Genomic DNA, 17,254 nt, shown 5'->3' with positions numbered 1-17,254 from the left:
GATTCTCAAGAGGATGCGAGGAAGATGGATTTGAGCTGCTGGTACGACGCGAGTCCTTCTGGACCGAGTTCGCGGCCCACACCGCTGGCTTTGACTCCACCGAACGGTGAACCCCAGTCGAGGTTGAAGGTGTTGACGCCGAACGAGCCTGTCTCGACGCGTCGGGCAATTTCGATTCCGCGTTCCTCGTCGGAGGTCCACACCGTCCCACCGAGGCCGTACTCGGAATCGTTGGCAAGTGCGAGCGCATCATCGACGTCGTCATAGGAAATGACGGACAGCACCGGCCCGAAGACCTCCTGCCGTGCGATTGTGCTGGCGTTGTTCACGTCGGCGAACACGGTGGGCTCCACAAAGAATCCCGTGTCGAGATCGGTAGGACGTCCACCACCGGTTGTGATGGTTCCGCCCTCGGAACGACCCTGCTCGATCAAGGACAGCACGCGATCACGTTGCCTTGCGCTCACCATGGGGCCGACGAACGTCGACGGGTCCATCGGATCGCCGACCTGCAGGCCCGCCGCCATGGCAGTGATGGCATCGATGTAGGTCCGACTGTGGCTGCGCGGGACCAAGATTCGAGTCGACATGTAGCAGGTCTGCCCGCTGTTGAGCAAAGATGCCGTCGCGAGACCGGTAACCGTCTGCTCGACATCCGCGTCGTCCAGCACCAGGGCTGCCGACTTACCGCCCAACTCCAGGGTGACGGGGCGAAGCATTCCGCCACACACCTCGCCGATGTGTCGACCGGCTGCGGTGGATCCGGTGAACGCGACCTTGTCGATCCCAGGATGCGCCACGAGATACCGGCCGATCTCCGGTCCACCCGTCACGACGTTGATGACGCCCGCAGGAAGGTCGGCCGCAATGGCAGCTTCAGCCAATACGTAAGAGTCCAAAGTAGTTTCGGGCGACGGTTTCAATACGACGGTGCAACCCGCCGCTAGAGCCGGAGCGATCTTGAACATCGACAGCACCGCAGGGAAGTTCCAGGGCGCGATGGCAGCGACGACGCCGATGGGCTCGCGCCGCACGATCGTCTTGCCCGGCATCGGTTGGCTGACGCGTCGTTCCTCGGGGGGCGTCGACTCGGCGAGGTTTGCGTAATAGCGCAAGAGTTGGACGGGTGCGGCGCCCTCGGCGAATCGGGCGAGCCCGATGGGCATGCCGTTCTGGTGAGTGACCGTCGTCGCGCGGTCCTCGGCTCGTTTCTCGAGTTCGTCGGCAAATCTGCGAATGGCGTCTGCACGTTCGGTGGGGGAAAGTTCCGCCCAGTCGCTCCGCCGCAACGCGTTTCGAGCCGATGTCACCGCCGCGTCGACGTCCGCCGTCGTTGATGCGGGGAACGAACCTATCTCCTGCTCGGTGAGAGGTGAGACAACCGGGATGGTTTCCGAACTGTCCGGTGTCCTCCACACTCCGTCGATGAACAGAGCGGTGTGGTCGGTGCGCGATGTCATTTTCTGGCTCCTCCGAGGATGGCGTTCGACGTTGAACAAGTCATCTGTGTCGATCATCACTGTCCACGCGAGGATTAAATTGACTTCACGCGCCAATTTATTTACATTTCGACACATGGCGGATCTCATCAGTGCTTCGTCGTTGACACGATTGCCCGAGCTGATCTCCGAACTCGGGGGTGATCCCCACGAGTTCTGTGACCGTGTGGGCATCGATCCGGCCATGATCGGCACCTACGACAGCTTCGTTCCGTTCAGTGCGTTGTCCACCTTGCTCGGACAATGCGCACAGGAGCTTGGGGTTCCGGATTTCGCCCTCAGGCTTGCGAGCAGACAAGACCCGGACATCCTCGGTCCGGTGGCCATCGCGGCCCGCAGTGCCGAGACGATCGGCGACGCGTTGCACGACGTCGCCCGCTATGCCCACGTGTACAGCCCGGCGTTGGCCGTCGATCTGACGATCGGCGACACCGACGTGTCCTATGGACTCGACACCGTGCTGCATCGACTGCCGTACCGTTCGCACGTCGTGGAACTGGCGATGGGAGTGACGCTCCAGACGTTCAGGATGATGGCGGGCCCGGATTTTCATCCGACGCACATCTCATTCCAGCATCCGCGCATCTCCGAACTACACAGGTACATCGAATATTTCGGGTGCTCGGTCGAGTTCGGCTCAGACCGGAATCTGTTGACCTTTCCGCGCGGAGTCATGCATCGTCAGCTGCCCCGGGTGGATCCGTTGGCGTACGGCGTTGCTGTGCGGTTCATGGCGGGTCGAGATCCGAATGTGGCGTTTTACGACGCGGTGTCGGCGTTGATCGTGCGGTCCCTGCCCGCAGGCGTGGCCACACTGAAGCAAGTCGCGACATTGATGATGCTGCACCCGCGAACACTGCAGAGACGGCTGGCCTCTGAAGGCAGAACTTTCGAATCACTCGTCGATGATTCGCGGCGCGAACTCGCTCTCAGCCTTCTCGCCAACCCGAACGTCCCGGTCTCCGCAGTGTCACGGCAACTTGGCTATTCCGAACCGAGCACCCTGACCCGGAGCTGTAAGCGGTGGTTCTCCACAACGCCACTCGCGAAGCGGAGGGAATTGACCGGGCGCAGCAGTTGATTGCGTAGTTTGCACAGCGACACAGGAATGGAAATCGTTTCCATTACTATGTCTGCCTGACCACCAATGCTGGAATACCCGCCTGTAGCGACTCAGTCGACTCCACCGAATGAAGCCACGTCGGTCGCGCAATCGGAGACTGACGAATGACGTCCACGGTGCGCGCAGCGATCATGGCTGTCGCAGCCGATTGACTCCGGCCGGACGCCCACAGCGTCGGGCCGGTTTCGGTGCGGGCCATGACAATCCAGCGATCCGAACCCCACATCTTCTTGGGAACTACTTTCTGCAAGGGCGGTGCCCACGTCATCGCGGCCAAACCGAGCGTCGCCGCCGAGGTATCCAGACGCAAGTAGGTTCTCACCGGCACGCCGAGATCACGCGTCAAAGCATGTTGATCGGAGAAGTCCGCGCGCACCGCTGGACCCTTGCGGTAGCCAGGCGCCTCGGCCGGGACGTCGAATACCTTCATTCCCGTGTAGTTGCGGACGAGTTCACCGCTCGGATCACGAAACCTGGTGCCCAACATTCCGTACGTCCACGCCGTGGCTGCGGGGCCGTGAAGTTCGCCGCCGCCAAGACCTACCATGATGTCCACCGGGCCGCTGCCGAGTCGATGTGCCTCCGCCGCAAGAACACTGGTCAATCCCGGCGCTAATCCGACACCCAGCAGCACGGGACCGTCGACGTTTTCCAATGCATCGCAGTACGCCGACGTCGCAGTGATGTCCACAAACGTAGCTCCACCGCGAACTGCTTGCTGCGCCAACCGGACGTCTTCGAATCCCGACGCGTTGACCACCACGTCGTAGCCCGATACGGCCCGAAAGTAGGCGTCCTGATCGGTCAGATCGACAGCCACGTCGGCGCGAGCGGCGTTGCGCCCGGCAGAAAACGCTGACACGGCGGGGTCCGTACGGAACTCCTCCATCAGCGGGACACCCACTGCGCCATAGCCGCCCAGAACCAGGACCTTCATTTTCTTGTTCCCTCCGAGTAGCTGGAGCTTCACTCTAGAGCTAAACTCCAGCGCATGGTGGGGGTAGAAACAGTGGCACAGGCGACCGCACGATCGAAGATCATCGCGGCGGCGCGGCATGTCTTCGTCAATCCGGGATACGCGGCAGCGACTATCAAACAACTGGCCGACGCGGCCGACGTTTCGGTCCAAAGCGTCTACTTCGTGTTCGGCAACAAGCCGAGCGTATTGTCGGCGCTGCTGGAAGTCGAGGTCGCCGGCGACGAGGCTCGGATAAGCACTCTGGATCGGCCGTGGGTGGCGGCAGCACTCGGTGCGCCACATCCCCTCGGACAACTACGCATTCAGGTTCATCACGGGCGACTCATCCTCGAACGAACCGCAGACATCCTGCTGGCCTTGCGCGCCGCCGCATCGGCTGACGAGGACGCGGCACTGCTGTGGCAAACCAATCTCGCTCAGCGGAGAACCGTACAACAGCACCTCATGATCGGGCTCGTGGAGAAAGACCCGTCCGTCGATCTCGAGACCGCGATCAACGTCGCCCTCACTTTGACGAGTGCCGAAACCTATACCGATCTCGTGGTCGAGTCGGGGTGGACCGGAGAGCAATACGAAGAATGGGTGGTCGGCACACTTGCCTCCACCCTCGGCCTGGACCAAGCGAAGAAGTCCAGGCCGCGCCGCGTGTGATCAGGCGTTTGGTTTGTCCAAGGTATGACGCGGGTTGTTCCACAATCGCTCTGTCAGGTCGTGGAAAACTGCCAGAGTGATTGTGTCGTCGTCACGCCGAAGCAACGATTGACTGACCGTCGCGCGAACCAAAGTGCTGTCGGCGTGGACAAACTCCTTGATCGAACCCGGCTCGGAACTCAACTCGCGGTGAGCCTGCTCCGCACTGACGTCGTCGGCATCCTTGTCGTACATGATGTCCTGCAGACGCAAGGCGGCGACGGCTTTCTTCGGGTAGCCGAGCATGTCGGCAAAGGACGGATTAGCAAAAACAATGCTGCCGTCGCGGTGGACAGCCACCACCGGGACCGGCAATCTGTCCAGCAGGATCAACGGCGGCATCTGCTCGAGATCTGCGATCGGTGATTGCGTCGGCGGCGCAACATTGCGGCGGCGTTCCATAACACGTCCTCTCATGTTGCCCAGTCGCAACAGTCTAGCGTCCCAGCTATCTGTCGGTTGACTTCCGGTTGGGGAATTTCGACGGTCACTGGAGACCACGCCCCCGCAGTCAGGCCGCGAATACCTCCCGATCGACTGTCAGGGATCCATCAACCACACGATAAACATTATCCATCCGATGCAGGTGTCCGCGGTCGTGTGTCACGAGAAGAGTTGCAGCATTGTGTTCTCGCACGACTCCGATGATCAAATCCATGACCGCCGCGCCACGTTCCTGATCGAGCGCGCTCGTGGGCTCATCCACCACCAACAGTTGCGGATCGTTCATCAAGGCGCGCGCGAGATTCACACGCTGACGCTGACCACCGGACAGTTGCCCTGGACGCTTCCCGCTGTGATCTGCCAATCCAACCGCATCGAGCAAATCCATCGCTTTCGCTTTCGCAGCTTTGCGACGCGCCCGCGACGTGAACACGGACTGCCCCAGATGCGCCATCACCTCGAGCTGTTCGAGCGCCGTCAACGACGACACCAGATTGGATTGCTGGAACACGATGCCGATGGACGTGCGTCGTAGTTCGGACGCGTCGCGGCGGCCGAGTGTCGCAAGATCCGTGGCTTCGCCGCCGGTGCGCAGGTAGACGTGGCCTGAGTCCGGGCGAATAAGCGTCGACGCCACCGCGAGCAGGCTGGATTTTCCCGAACCCGACGGGCCGGTGATCGCGGCAATCTCCCCGCGATCGAGCCGCAGGGACACGTCGTCGAGAGCGGTGACGCGGGATTGTCCGTCGGGAAATGTCAGGTTGACGTTTTGGATGTCGAGAACGGTGCTTCCGGCTGCAGAGGTCATCGCGAACTCCCTAGTGCTGTGAGCGGATCAGTGGTGAAGAGGAATCGAAGAGCAAACGCGGCGCCGAGCAGGCCGAGCCCGATGAGCGCCACTGCGGGCACCAGAGTTGTGGACGCGTCCAATACGAAAGGCATCGAATCGCCGATCACCGAACCGGCGATCGCAGTCAAGCCGATTCCGAGCGAAACGCCGACAACAAGCACGATGAACGCCTGGCCAAGCGCGTCGCGGACCAAGGAACCCGACGTCGCGCCGAGCGCTTTCAACGTTGCGATATCCGGCATGCGCTGGATCGTCCACACCGTGAAGAATGCGCCGATCACGAGAGCCGAGATCGCGAGCAACATCACCGTCATCAAGGTCAACGACCCGTTCTCGGACTTGTACGACCCGATGGCATCGAGCGAGCCGGTCACCGTCGTCGACGTTGTTGATGCCGCATCGTCGATTGCCGAAGGATCCGACGCGCCGGATACAGCCAGAATTGTTGCTACCCCGCCGCGCGGATTCAGGTCCTGCCAATCCGCGAGTGTCGTCCAGACGACGGGAGTGTGGCTGTACCAGTCATCGCCGCGAACTGCGCTGACGGTGAACTCCCCGGAGCCGATGCTGACTCGGTCACCGTCGGCTGCGCCCAAGTCCCGGGCGGCGCCCTCGCTGAGGACCACCGTTCCCGGAGCGTCGGGCGTCCGGTTGCCGAAACCGCCGTCAGCGCCGAACAGCGCCACCGACTTCTGGTTCGAGCCCACCACACCGGCCTTACCGCGGCCGATGCCGACGGGATCCACAGTCTGTGCGCCTGCCGTCCAGGCTGCGAGTTGATCAGCGGTGAGTGCCGATTCGTCGAACGACGCACCCGCCCCGGTATCGGCGAACACGACGGTATCCGCCGTCATCGACTCGATGGCAGAAACATTCTGATGGCGTAGCCCGGCGGTCAAACCGCTGAGAAAGCTGACCAGCAGTGCAACCAACAGAACCACCGCCGAGATCAGCGCGAAACGACCTCGCGCTGCCCGTAAGTCCTTCATTGCGACAAACACTGTGAATTCCTTTCCTGTGCTTGCCTCTACACTCCCGCTGATCCACACTCTTTCCATCGCACCTCGGACGGACATCGCGGCCAACCGAAGTAGGACCCGCGATTACAACTTTTGATGGATGGCGCGGCGCCGAACCTGGTTAAGCTGGGCGAGATGCACCGATCACCGCTCACACCTGTCTTTGCCGGCCTCCAACTCGGCCTGCACATACTGGTTGTTGCGCTGGCCGGCGTTGTTCTTCTGAGGGCGATCGTCGACGAAACCGCGGCGACGCCGTACATCATCGCCTTGACGGTGATCTTCACCGCGATCTACCTGTTCGGGGTGGTCAAGCGCCTGCGCGGGAATGCCGCGCGCTGGTGGCTGGCCCTGCTGACCCTCGTGTGGATAGTTCTGATGGCGCTGTCCGCCGAGGCTGCCTACCTCGTTTTCGGTCTGTTCTTCCTCTACGTTCATCTGCTACGACGCCCGTGGAGCCTGGTTGCGGTCGTGAGCGCGACGTCGGTCGCGGTGATCGGAACAGGTCTGCACCGGGGATGGTCCATCGCGGGGGCAATCGGTCCGATGATCGGCGCCGCTGTCGCGGTTGCCATCGGACTCGGCTATCAAGCGCTGTACCGGGAGGCCGCCGAGCGCGGTCGCCTGATCGACGAGTTGATGAACACGCGTGAGGAATTGGCGTCGACGTCACGAGATGCCGGCAAACTTGCAGAACGCGAGCGACTGGCCGCCGAAATTCACGACACTGTTGCACAAGGTCTTTCGAGCATCCAGATGCTGCTGCATGCCGCAGAACGCGCCGATCCGAACAGTCCCGCCGTGCGTCAGATCAGCCTCGCCCGCGAAGCTGCAGCAGACAGCCTTGCCGAAACCCGGCAACTGATAGCGGAATTGACACCCGCAGCGCTGGATGGTCAGTCGCTGTCCGACGCACTTGGCCGAATCTGCGAGCGCGCATCCAGCGCTCACATCGAGGCCCGTGCCGTAGTCGAAGGCGAGCCGATCGCGCTACCGATGCCGCTAGAGGCAACCCTCGTCCGGATCGCTCAGGGCGCGGTGGCGAACGTTCTGCGCCACGCCCACGCCACTCGAATGGCCGTGACACTCACGTATTCCACGGACACCGTCAGCCTCGACATCGTCGACAACGGTGTCGGCTTCGACATCTCGGTTCTCGACCACGGGCCAGCCGAATCCTTTGGACTCAACGCGATTCGGCGACGCGTCCAACTCCAGGGCGGCACCTTCGACATCGAGTCGGAGCCAGGGCACACTGCAGTCACCGTGACCTTCCCCCTCGAGATCGGCGACGAATGATCCGTTTACTGCTGGCCGACGATCACGCCATCGTGCGAGCCGGTTTGCGCGCTCTCCTCGAGAGTGAACCCGACATCGAAGTGATCGGTGAAGCGGGAACCGCCGAAGAGGCCATCGCATTCTGCGCCACCACACCAGTCGACTTGGTACTCATGGATTTACGGTTCGGCCCTGGAAAATCAGGCGTCGACGCCACCCGAAGTGTCTGCGCACTGCCTGACCCACCTCACGTACTTGTGGTGACGAATTACGACACCGATGCGGATATCCTCAGCGCCGTCGAAGCCGGAGCCAGCGGATACCTACTCAAGGACACTCCGCCGCCAGAACTCCTCGCGGCGGTCCGCTCTGCCGCTGCGGGCGACAGCGTTCTTTCTCCCGCAATCGCATCCAAGTTGATGACCCGGGTCAGAAAACCCGAAACCAGCCTCAGTCCACGAGAAATCGAGGTTCTGAAGCTGGTAGCGGCCGGAAAGTCGAACCGCGAAATCGGCAAGGAACTGTTCCTCAGCGAGACTACGGTCAAATCTCACCTGGTCCACATTTTTGGCAAGCTGGGCGTGAAGTCACGAACCTCCGCGGTCGCCCGGGCTCGGGAGTTGGGCTCGATCTAACCTGTCCGAAATGCCTCTTGATTCGAATAGGTGTTCGAGTATAATTGAGGTCACGGGTGGGGAGGCCTTGATGACGACGGTTTTCGATTCAACTGTGGTGGGGGATGTTGTAGCCGGTCCGGCGGCGGGTGTGCGTGGTAGGTTGTGGCGGTTGCGTCCGTCCGAGGTTCGGGATGTCGCTGTCTGTGTGTCTGCGGAAATCCTTCGGTTGGAAGCGATTCGGGTTGCCGCGGTCGACGAGTTGGCGCTCAATCCGGATGAGCAGGTGCTCTGCTACCGCGGTGTGGGTCGGTGGTTGGCGGCGAATACGATGCTGCAGAACGCGGCCGGCAACAAGATCGCCGCCCTCGGCGCCGCACTGCGGGCGTTCCCCGACATTGCTGCCCAATTCGAGGCCGGCGACCTCTCGCTCGATCATGCGGCAATGATCGCCGCGTTCTGTGAATCCCCACCAAAAGGTATGCCGGAGAACGCTCTACCGTCCTGCATGGCAACACTGCTCGCTGCGGCATCCGGTGTGGAGGCGACCACTATCAAGCTGCGGTATGCGATTGCGGTTCTGGAGCGGATTTTCGAATCCGACGATGTCCCGCCGGGTGAGGATGATGACCTCAACGTCTTGCGGATTTCGCCGACGTTGAACGGTCGGGTCGCGATCAAGGGCGATTTCGACGCGTTGACCGGTGAAATGTTGTTGTCGGCTCTCTCGGGTTTGTCGATGCCGAAACCGGCCGCGGACGGAACCCCGGATCAGCGGTCGGCAGGCAAGCGCACCGCCGACGCGTTCACGGAACTGATTCGCCGGTATCTCGACAATGCCGTCACTGGCGTTGATGGTGGGCAGCGTCCGCACGTGAATGTGCATATCACCGCGAAAGACCTTGCCGAGCATCGGGAATGCGCCACTATGCGCAGCGATATCGCACCGGATGACGATGAGCCTGATTTCGAGGACCTTGACGTCGGGTACATGCCGTGGTTGGGGCCGCTCAGTGTGAGCCTGACCCGCATGCTCGCGTGCGATTGCATGCTCTCCAGCGTGTTGATGGACGGCAACGGCGCACCGCTCGATGCGACTCCACATAAACGCCTCGTCACGCCAGAACAGCGAACGGCACTGATCGCCCGCGACAAAGGTTGCGCCTTCCCGAACTGCGATGCAGTACCCGCTTGGTGCGACGCACACCACATCAAACCGTGGTCGGTCGGAGGCCTGACGGTGATGGACAACCTCACCCTCCTCTGCCGCAACCACCACCGATTGATACACAGCACCAGCGGGTTCCGCGGTATCTGGGAAGTCAAGATGGGCGATGATCACAAACCGTGGTTCATCCCACCGTCCGCGATCGACCCGAAACAACGACGCCGCCGCTCCACCACCCGCCAGGGCCCCGTCCACCGAGACTGAACCCGATAATCGCGGGATTGTGTCCTCCTTGCGACAGCATCTGTCCCCACATCGACAGGCCGAAACCCTATGGTCGAAGCATGTCTTTCTGCGAGCCCGCCCGCGTCGTATCCGTCGTGTCCCTGACACCGCACATGCGGCGGATCAGCATCGAGGCAGAAGGCGACTGGCATTGGCCGACCGGCGGGCAGGGTGACGAGCGAATCGACCTCGCCTTCCCCAAACCCGGCGAAACAGAGGCGAATTACGAGTTCTTCAACAATCCCGACTACGGCAAAGCCGAACTGGGGACCGAGCCGCCGTGGCGGCACTACACAGTGCGCAAGGTGCACGACGGTGGTCGACGTCTCGACATCGACTTCGTCGTGCACCCTGGCGGTATTGCTGCGGATTGGGCTTTGCGGGCCGAACCCGGACACCTACTCGGCGTTTTCTGGTCCGATAGTTCGCGCTCTCATTACCAAGCCCCGGCCGGCCCACGCTGGCAACTGCTTGTCGCAGACGCAACGGGACTCCCGGGTTTGGGCAGGATTGTCGAAGAACTCCGCGAAGGCGATGTCGCACACGCGATCATCGAGGTCGAAACGGAAGAAGATCGACAGGCATTAGTCACTCGCGGCGAAGTCACGTACACGTGGCTTACGGGGAGTGGTCTCGGAAAGGCGCCGAGCGCACTTTTCGATGCTGTCGAGAAGGTGGAGTTCCCTGACTCCGATTCAGAGAATACCTACGCCTGGGTGGCGTGCGAAAGCGCAACAAGCCGACGAATTCGTAAGCATCTGAGGGAAGTTCGTGGAATCGCCCGCGACAAGCACAATGTTGTCGGTTATTGGCGAGAGGGCGCCGACGGTCATGTCTCCGGCATGAACAGCGAGGACGTTACCGTCGGCGCCTGAGCGCGGTGATCACTCTGCCGAAGTCTCGGCAGGATCTTCAGTGGACTCACCGGCAGATTCTTCAGCGGGCGCTTCAGCCGGCTTCTGGGCCAGCAGTTCGAACAGCGCGCGCCGCGCTTCGGCAAGAATCGCCTGCGCCTGAGCTACCTGCTCGGGTGTTCCGCCAGTGGCTACCGCAACGACGGCGCCTCGGAGAAGACCCGTCTCGGTGCGAAGTGCGGCACTTGCCTCGGTGAACTCCGGGCGTCCGCCACGGCCACCAAATTCTCCGCGTCCGCCGCGCCCTTCAGGGCCGCCGTGACCTCGACGATCAGGGCCGCCACGGCCGCGTCGGCCTTCGAGATTTCCGCCGCGTCGGCCCTCGGGGCGGCCTTCGCCGAATCCGCGACCTTCACCGAATCCGCGGCGTTGACCGCGATCCCGGCGCTGGTGTCCACGTCCGCAGTCTTCGCGGCGTTCTTGCATTTCTAGTTTGTTGTGTGGGGCGTACATGTTGTCCTCCTGGACTGTTTGTGTTTGTTTGACGTATCGACGATATATCGACAATAGATCGAACGCAAGGGTTTGAAGAAAAATTCCTGCCCCGCCCGGGAACGTAGGCTGACATCGTGAATCCCGACCCCGCAGCCCAGGCCGCCGACGTACTCCGACGGATGGCCCTCGACGAAACACTCAAAGAGCGCACGATGGCCGATCCGGCATCCGCAGCAATTGCGCGCAGAGTCGCCGATCGCTACATCGGTGGCGAAACGATGGACGAAGCCTTCGGGCGCCTGCCGGCGATCTTTGCCCGCGGGCATAAGGGCAGCATCGAATACACCGGGGAGAGTGTTCGTGACGCTGATGTCGCGAACGCCGAAACCGACGTGTTTGTCGAACTGGCGGAGCGCATCGGCAAGACGGGCGTCGACAGCACGGTGTCATTCGACCTATCGCACATCGGTCTCGTCGTCGATCCGGAGTTGTGTTACCGCAACGTCGTTCGGCTCGCCGAAGCAACCGAGCGTGCCGGAGCCGAACTGATGATCTCGGCCGAAGGCTCCGACCGTACCGATCTTGTACTCGACATTCACGGCCGACTAGCGGAACGGTTCACTCACGTCGGTGTCACCGTTCAGGCGAGACTGCACCGGACGGCGCAGGACATCGCAACACTCCTCGATCGGCCCGGGCGCATCAGACTGGTGAAAGGCGCGTTCCTGGAACCGGATTCAATTGCATACCCACGCGGAAGTGCCGAGTTGCAGGACGCATACCTGACGTACGCGTCGAAGATCGTCAAGGCCGGACATCTCGTGGCGATCGCAACACACGACCGCGACATCCTCGAAACACTTCGAGCAGAACATGGTTCGGCATTGGCTGCGGAACACGTCGAGTTCGAGATGCTGCTCGGCTTGGGAACCGAGCAACTGGACGCTTTGCATGCCGACGGTTTCACCACTCGCGAATACGTGATCTTCGGGACCGAGTGGTGGCTCTACGTCCTCAATCGCATTGCCGAGGAACCAGCGCGCGTCTACACAGCAATTGCCGACGCCGCAGTCTGATCAAAACATGCAGTGGGGCCGCACTGGCCCCACTGCATGTTCTCCCTACTGCTCGAGATGCATCTTGATACGCGCGAGGGTGGTGTCGATCCCGGCCGCGATGATCTGATCTCGGCCGCGGCCGAGAACTCCACTGCCGGACAGAATCCGCACATATCGGGGCGCAGCCGCAAAGATTTCACGAGTCTCGGTGAGCAGAGTCCCCGTTCCCGACGGCTCGACCAGAAAGCTCCATCGCGCCTTCGACTCAGCTACTTCGAAGGCGAACTTCTGCCCACCAACAACTTCGGTAATGGTGCAGCGGGTACTCCACCGCACCAGACCATGCTTGTTGGTGCCCTTGAATGTTGCGCCCACCGTACCCGGCTTTCCGGAAGTCCAGGCACCACCGGTATTTTCGGGACTGAAGCGACCCATTCCTTCGAGGTCGCTGACCAAGGTCCAGACGGAGTCGGGCGTGGCTTCGATGTAGGCGCTCGAGCGATCCACCTGCACGCCTACCGACCCGGAACCCAGGACATGATCTTGATGGCATGGGGCATGATCTTGGCCCACAGCTTGGCCGGAACTCCGCGTGGCCCACCAAGATTCATGACCCGAGTGGTCGCAACCGTCTGCGGCTCGGTGTATTTGATCAGACCTTCGGCACCGTGACGGCGTCCGACGCCCGAAACTCCCATGCCGCCCATCGGCGCAGCGGTGCTACCCCAGGTAGGTGCGTAGCCCTCGTCGACGTTGACGGTTCCGGCGCGGACTCGTGCGGCAATCGCTTCACCGACGGCCTTGCTTCCCGCCCACACGCTGGCATTGAGACCGTACTCGGTGTCGTTTGCAGCGGCGATTGCCTCTTCGGCGTCCTTGACGGGGTAGATCGAAACGAGGGGGCCGAAAGTCTCGTCGCGGTAGCACTCCGCATCCTCGGGCACGCCGGTGAGGAGTGTGGGCTCGTAGAACAGCGGTCCGATATCCGGGCGCGCCTTTCCACCGGCAATGACGGTGGCGCCCTTCACCACAGCGTCGTCTACATGCGAGGAAATAGCCTTGACCTGGGCTTCGGAGACGAGGCTGCCCATCTCGATTCCGAATTCGTACCCGGCGCCGATGTTCATCTTCTTGACGCGGTCACCGAACATCCGGATGAACTCGGGTGCGATGGACTCTTCGACGTAGATGCGCTCGATGGAGATACACAACTGGCCGGAGTTGGAGAAACACGCGCGCACCGCTGCGTCGGTGACCTCACGCAGATCTGCGCCGGCCAGAACGATCATCGGGTTCTTGCCACCGAGTTCCGCGGAGAATCCGATGAGACGGCGACCGGCCTGCTCGCCGAGCAACTGCCCGGTGGCGGTGGAACCGGTGAACATGAGGTAGTCGGTGTTCTCGACCAGCGTTGTTCCGACAACGCCGCCCGGACCGGGAACAACAGCAAAGAGATCGCGGGGAAGCCCTGCCTTGTAGAGCAATTCGACGCAGGCAAGAGCGCAGTACGGAGTCTGGCTGTCGGGCTTGAGAACAACACCGTTACCGGCGAGAAGCGCGGCAATGGCGTCGGACACCGCCAGCGTCATCGGGTAGTTCCACGGCGAGATGACGCCGACAACACCCTTGGGCTGGTAACGCACAACCGTCTTGGTCAAGCCGGGAAGCATTCCGGATACTCGGCGCGGCCGCAGCAGTTTCGGGGCGACGCGCGCGTAGTGCCGCGCCGTCATCGAAATGTCGAGAACTTCTTCTTGCGCAGCCGCGCGCGACTTGCCGGTCTCCGCCTGTGCCATGTCCATGAGTGCGTCGCGGTTCTGGAGGATGAGGTCGCGGTAGCGATGGAAAATCGCGGCACGCTCGAGGACGGGGCGCTTTGCCCACTCCTTCTGCGCGACGCGGGCGCGAGCGATAGCTGCAAGTGCGTCGTCGGCGGTGCCAACGGGGATGGTCGCCAGCTCCTTGCCGGTGAACACCTCGGTGATGGACTTCGTCGGGCGATCGGCAGCGTTGTCGATGGCGATCAGTTCGGCGAGCCGCGAGAAGGTCGCAGCGGACGGAGCTGGCATTTCGGTACCCCTACTGGTGAGTAGTTCTTGGAGTTACGTATAACTTACCCCGTCGGTGGTGCCGATCACAGTACGGTGTTTTGCAATCATCAGCGACATCACAGCGGCGATCGCGCACAGAGCGCCTGCCACGTAGAAGGCCGCGTCGTACGAGCCGATCTGATCACGCACCAGGCCCGCCAGGAAGGCCACCAGTCCCGCTCCGATCTGGTGCGACGCCAGCACCCAACCGAACACGATGGGAGCGTCGGCGCCGAAGTGCTGGCGGCACAGCGCGACGGTCGGCGGAACCGTCGCCACCCAGTCGAGTCCGTAGAAGATGACAAAGGCGATCATCGGCGGGTTCACCGTGTTCGCGAGGAGCAGCGGCAGGAAGAGCAGCGAGATTCCGCGAAACAGGTAGTAGATGCCGAGCAGTTTCCGCGAGTCCACCCGGTCGGTGAACCACCCCGACGCGATGGTTCCGACCATGTCGAGGATTCCGATCAACGCCAGCAGAGACGCGGCCGTGGTGATCGGCATGCCGTGATCGTGCGACGCTGGGACGAAGTGCGTGCCGATCAGGCCGTTGGTGCTCGCGCCGCAGATCGCGAAAGTGCCCGCAAGAAGCCAGAACACCTTGGTCTTCGAGGCCATGATCAGCACGGAGATTGCACGGCCCCCGGCGCCGCCACGCTGATGAACCGGCGCAGCGGGCGCGACGTAATCGGCGGGTGCACCGTACGGCGTCGTCCCGACGTCCGACGGGTAGTTGCGCAGGAACAACAGCACAAACGGCACGACGGCCAACGCGGCGAACGAGACCGTGAAGGCGACGCTCTTCCAGTCGTAGGTTTCGGCGATCTTTGCCAGGACGGGCAGGAACACCAATTGGCCGGCCGCACCACCGGCTGTCAGGATGCCGGTGACGAGCCCACGCTTCTCGACAAACCAGCGGTCGACGACGGTGGCGACAAAGGCCAGTGCCATCGATCCGGTCCCCAAGCCGACAAAGACGCCCCACAGCAGGATCAACTGCCAACTCGACGTCATGAAGATCGTCAAACCACTGCCGAGCGAGATCAACGCCAGCGCGGAGGTGACAACAGCGCGGATACCGAAGCGCTCCATCAGGGCCGCCGCGAACGGCGAGGTGAGTCCGTACAGGACCAGGTTCACCGATACGGCAGCCGAGATACTGGCGCGTGACCAGCCGAAATCCTCATGTAGGGGGTCGATCAGAATGGACGGTGCCGCTCGGAAACTGGCAGCACCGACCAGCGCCAGGAAGGCCACGATCGCCACCGACCAGGCACGGTGAAAGCGCGGCGGGCGCACCCGCTGTCGGCCCGATTCAGGGAGAGCGATCTCAGAAGTCACAAGAGGATTCTGCTGTACATCGCCAACCCGCGACAGTGGCCAGATCGCCAATATATGAAAGAATCAGGCCATGAGCGGACCGCATCGCGTTGTTGTCCTTGCCCTCGACGGTGTCATTCCCTTCGAGCTCGGCATCCCGGCGCGCATCTTCGGACGCGCGGTCGACGCCGAGGACAAGCCTCTGTACGAGATCCTCACCTGCACTGTCGATGGCCGGCCCGTGCGAACGGATGCCGATTTCAGCATTACGGTCGACCACGGCAGTGAACTACTCGCCACAGCGGACACCGTCGTCATTCCGGCGTCGTACGAACTTGGTCCCGCCTACGAGGACGGTTACCTCTCCCCCGAGTTGGCGGCGGCATTCGAACACATCCGCCCCGGGACACGGCTCGTGTCGATCTGCACCGGCTCGTACGTTCTGGCTGCGGCCGGCCTGCTCGACGGCTTGAGGGCCACTACTCACTGGCGCAACACGGATCACTTCCAGCGCATCTACCCCAAGGTGAAGGTGGACCCCGACGTCCTGTTCGTCGACGAGGGCCACATTCTGACCTCCGCCGGAGTGGCCTCAGGAGTGGACCTGTGCCTACACATCGTGCGGCGCGATCACGGCATGGAAGTGGCGAACACCGTCGCCCGGCGATGCGTCGTACCGCCGTGGCGCGACGGTGGGCAAGCCCAGTACATTCGACGCCCGCTGGCCGACAAACCTTCCGAATCGACTGCCGCCGCTCGGCATTGGGCTCTCGAGCATCTCCGGGAACCGATCACTCTGACGGACCTGGCGAATCGCGCCAACATGAGCGTCCGCACCTTCAGTCGCAGATTCCGCGACGAGGTCGGGACAACACCGAACCGCTGGCTCACCGCTCGGCGTATCGATCACGCCCGCGAACTACTCGAAGAAACCGATCTCTCCATCGACACGATTGCTGCCCGCACCGGATTCGGGACCGCCACATCGATGCGTCAGCACCTCAGTGACACGCTCGGCGTCTCGCCGAGTGCCTATCGCCGCACTTTCCAGGCACCGGGGTAAATCTGCCATTCCCGGCAACTACCCTGGAGGTATGGCTGAATCGACCCGCCCGAATTTCCTCCAGTACTGCGGCTACCTTCTGGGCAAGACACTCCCTGACAAGTACCAGGATTGGGTTCGGAACGATCTGGTCGGACCGGGCGCCCAGGTTCGCTACATCGTTCGTTTCACGGTGCCGGCGACGCTCATCCTCCTGCTGTTTCTCCTGATTCCGGGACCCATTTGGATCCCTCTCGCCATGATGGCGCTACTGCTCATCCCGCTGGCCTATTTTGTCGTGGCGCTCGGCAACATCTACCGCCGTCACCGCCTTCAGAGTCACGGCCTCGATCCCGAACTGATGAACGAGAAAGCCCAGCGCCGCGCCGATCGCACTCGTGAGGACTACGAAAAGCGGCACGGTCGCTGACAGCCCTCACGAGTGCGAT

At 62.2% G+C, this 17,254-nt stretch carries 18 protein-coding genes; 9 read left to right on the top strand and 9 right to left on the bottom strand.

Going from position 1 to position 17,254, the window contains the following annotated elements; genetic code table 11:
• Positions 1-5: 5 nt before the first annotated feature.
• Positions 6-1,460: an aldehyde dehydrogenase gene (locus EEB13_RS12285; protein WP_141485345.1), complete on the bottom strand. Its 1,455-nt coding sequence runs from the start codon at positions 1,458-1,460 to the stop codon at positions 6-8.
• Between the two features lie 115 nt (positions 1,461-1,575).
• Between EEB13_RS12285 and EEB13_RS12280 the strand changes: the two genes are divergently transcribed.
• Complete coding sequence (locus EEB13_RS12280) at positions 1,576-2,580, top strand: AraC family transcriptional regulator (RefSeq protein WP_033235388.1); 1,005 nt, start codon at positions 1,576-1,578, stop codon at positions 2,578-2,580.
• 46 nt (positions 2,581-2,626) lie between these two features.
• Here EEB13_RS12280 and EEB13_RS12275 read toward each other — a convergent pair whose 3' ends face one another.
• On the bottom strand, positions 2,627-3,559 hold the full coding sequence (locus EEB13_RS12275; RefSeq protein WP_261984508.1) for a hypothetical protein: 933 nt from the start codon (positions 3,557-3,559) through the stop codon (positions 2,627-2,629).
• Between the two features lie 54 nt (positions 3,560-3,613).
• On the opposite strand from EEB13_RS12275, the gene EEB13_RS12270 reads away from it, so the two are divergent.
• Positions 3,614-4,252 (top strand): TetR/AcrR family transcriptional regulator, encoded by a 639-nt coding sequence (locus tag EEB13_RS12270; protein ID WP_033235382.1) that lies wholly within the window; start codon positions 3,614-3,616, stop codon positions 4,250-4,252.
• On the opposite strand, the gene EEB13_RS12265 is transcribed toward EEB13_RS12270, so the two are convergent.
• The 3 genes from EEB13_RS12265 to EEB13_RS12255 all read right to left on the bottom strand — a co-directional run bounded on the left by EEB13_RS12265 (position 4,253) and on the right by EEB13_RS12255 (position 6,586).
• Positions 4,253-4,693, bottom strand: coding sequence for a PAS domain S-box protein (locus EEB13_RS12265; protein WP_033235381.1), 441 nt, complete (start codon positions 4,691-4,693; stop codon positions 4,253-4,255).
• A 109-nt stretch (positions 4,694-4,802) separates the two neighbouring features.
• A complete protein-coding gene (locus EEB13_RS12260) occupies positions 4,803-5,543 on the bottom strand; it encodes an ABC transporter ATP-binding protein (protein ID WP_033235380.1) in 741 nt (246 codons plus the stop codon).
• Positions 5,540-6,586 carry an ABC transporter permease gene (locus tag EEB13_RS12255; protein WP_033235440.1) on the bottom strand — a complete coding sequence of 349 codons (1,047 nt, stop codon included), beginning with the start codon at positions 6,584-6,586 and terminating at the stop codon, positions 5,540-5,542. The genes EEB13_RS12260 and EEB13_RS12255 overlap by 4 nt, the downstream gene beginning before the upstream one ends.
• Before the next feature lie 114 nt (positions 6,587-6,700).
• On the opposite strand from EEB13_RS12255, the gene EEB13_RS12250 reads away from it, so the two are divergent.
• From EEB13_RS12250 to EEB13_RS12235, 4 genes are all read left to right on the top strand, one after another.
• The gene (locus tag EEB13_RS12250; protein WP_141485344.1) at positions 6,701-7,903 is read left to right on the top strand and encodes a sensor histidine kinase; all 1,203 of its coding nucleotides are present in this window, start codon (positions 6,701-6,703) and stop codon (positions 7,901-7,903) included.
• On the top strand, positions 7,900-8,517 hold the full coding sequence (locus EEB13_RS12245; RefSeq protein WP_033235378.1) for a LuxR C-terminal-related transcriptional regulator: 618 nt from the start codon (positions 7,900-7,902) through the stop codon (positions 8,515-8,517). The genes EEB13_RS12250 and EEB13_RS12245 overlap by 4 nt, the downstream gene beginning before the upstream one ends.
• Before the next feature lie 70 nt (positions 8,518-8,587).
• On the top strand, positions 8,588-9,928 hold the full coding sequence (locus EEB13_RS12240; RefSeq protein ID WP_141485343.1) for an HNH endonuclease signature motif containing protein: 1,341 nt from the start codon (positions 8,588-8,590) through the stop codon (positions 9,926-9,928).
• An 80-nt stretch (positions 9,929-10,008) separates the two neighbouring features.
• Positions 10,009-10,824, top strand: coding sequence for a siderophore-interacting protein (locus tag EEB13_RS12235; protein WP_141485342.1), 816 nt, complete (start codon positions 10,009-10,011; stop codon positions 10,822-10,824).
• 9 nt (positions 10,825-10,833) lie between these two features.
• On the opposite strand, the gene EEB13_RS32025 is transcribed toward EEB13_RS12235, so the two are convergent.
• Complete coding sequence (locus EEB13_RS32025; RefSeq protein WP_261984507.1) at positions 10,834-11,316, bottom strand: hypothetical protein; 483 nt, start codon at positions 11,314-11,316, stop codon at positions 10,834-10,836.
• Positions 11,317-11,432: 116 nt separating this feature from the next.
• On the opposite strand from EEB13_RS32025, the gene EEB13_RS12225 reads away from it, so the two are divergent.
• Positions 11,433-12,374: a proline dehydrogenase family protein gene (locus tag EEB13_RS12225; protein ID WP_141485341.1), complete on the top strand. Its 942-nt coding sequence runs from the start codon at positions 11,433-11,435 to the stop codon at positions 12,372-12,374.
• A 45-nt stretch (positions 12,375-12,419) separates the two neighbouring features.
• Here the strand turns inward: EEB13_RS12225 and EEB13_RS12220 are convergent, their stop codons facing one another.
• From EEB13_RS12220 to EEB13_RS12210, 3 genes are read right to left on the bottom strand one after another with little or no spacing between them, the layout of a single operon-like run.
• Complete coding sequence (locus EEB13_RS12220; RefSeq protein ID WP_045066205.1) at positions 12,420-12,863, bottom strand: SRPBCC family protein; 444 nt, start codon at positions 12,861-12,863, stop codon at positions 12,420-12,422.
• Between the two features lie 8 nt (positions 12,864-12,871).
• Positions 12,872-14,425 carry a succinic semialdehyde dehydrogenase gene (locus EEB13_RS12215; protein WP_141485340.1) on the bottom strand — a complete coding sequence of 518 codons (1,554 nt, stop codon included), beginning with the start codon at positions 14,423-14,425 and terminating at the stop codon, positions 12,872-12,874.
• Between the two features lie 33 nt (positions 14,426-14,458).
• Positions 14,459-15,784 carry an MFS transporter gene (locus tag EEB13_RS12210; protein WP_141485339.1) on the bottom strand — a complete coding sequence of 442 codons (1,326 nt, stop codon included), beginning with the start codon at positions 15,782-15,784 and terminating at the stop codon, positions 14,459-14,461.
• Positions 15,785-15,854: 70 nt separating this feature from the next.
• Here EEB13_RS12210 and EEB13_RS12205 point away from each other — a divergent pair, with 70 nt between their 5' ends.
• On the top strand, positions 15,855-16,826 hold the full coding sequence (locus EEB13_RS12205) for a GlxA family transcriptional regulator (RefSeq protein WP_033235371.1): 972 nt from the start codon (positions 15,855-15,857) through the stop codon (positions 16,824-16,826).
• A 31-nt stretch (positions 16,827-16,857) separates the two neighbouring features.
• Positions 16,858-17,235, top strand: coding sequence for a DUF5313 family protein (locus tag EEB13_RS12200; RefSeq protein WP_033235370.1), 378 nt, complete (start codon positions 16,858-16,860; stop codon positions 17,233-17,235).
• The last annotated feature ends 19 nt before the right edge of the window (positions 17,236-17,254 follow it).

This window comes from Rhodococcus sp. WS3 (genome assembly GCF_003797085.1).
GTDB classification, from domain to species: domain Bacteria; phylum Actinomycetota; class Actinomycetes; order Mycobacteriales; family Mycobacteriaceae; genus Rhodococcus_F; species Rhodococcus_F globerula.
This window is presented reverse-complemented; position numbering and strand designations above follow the sequence as displayed.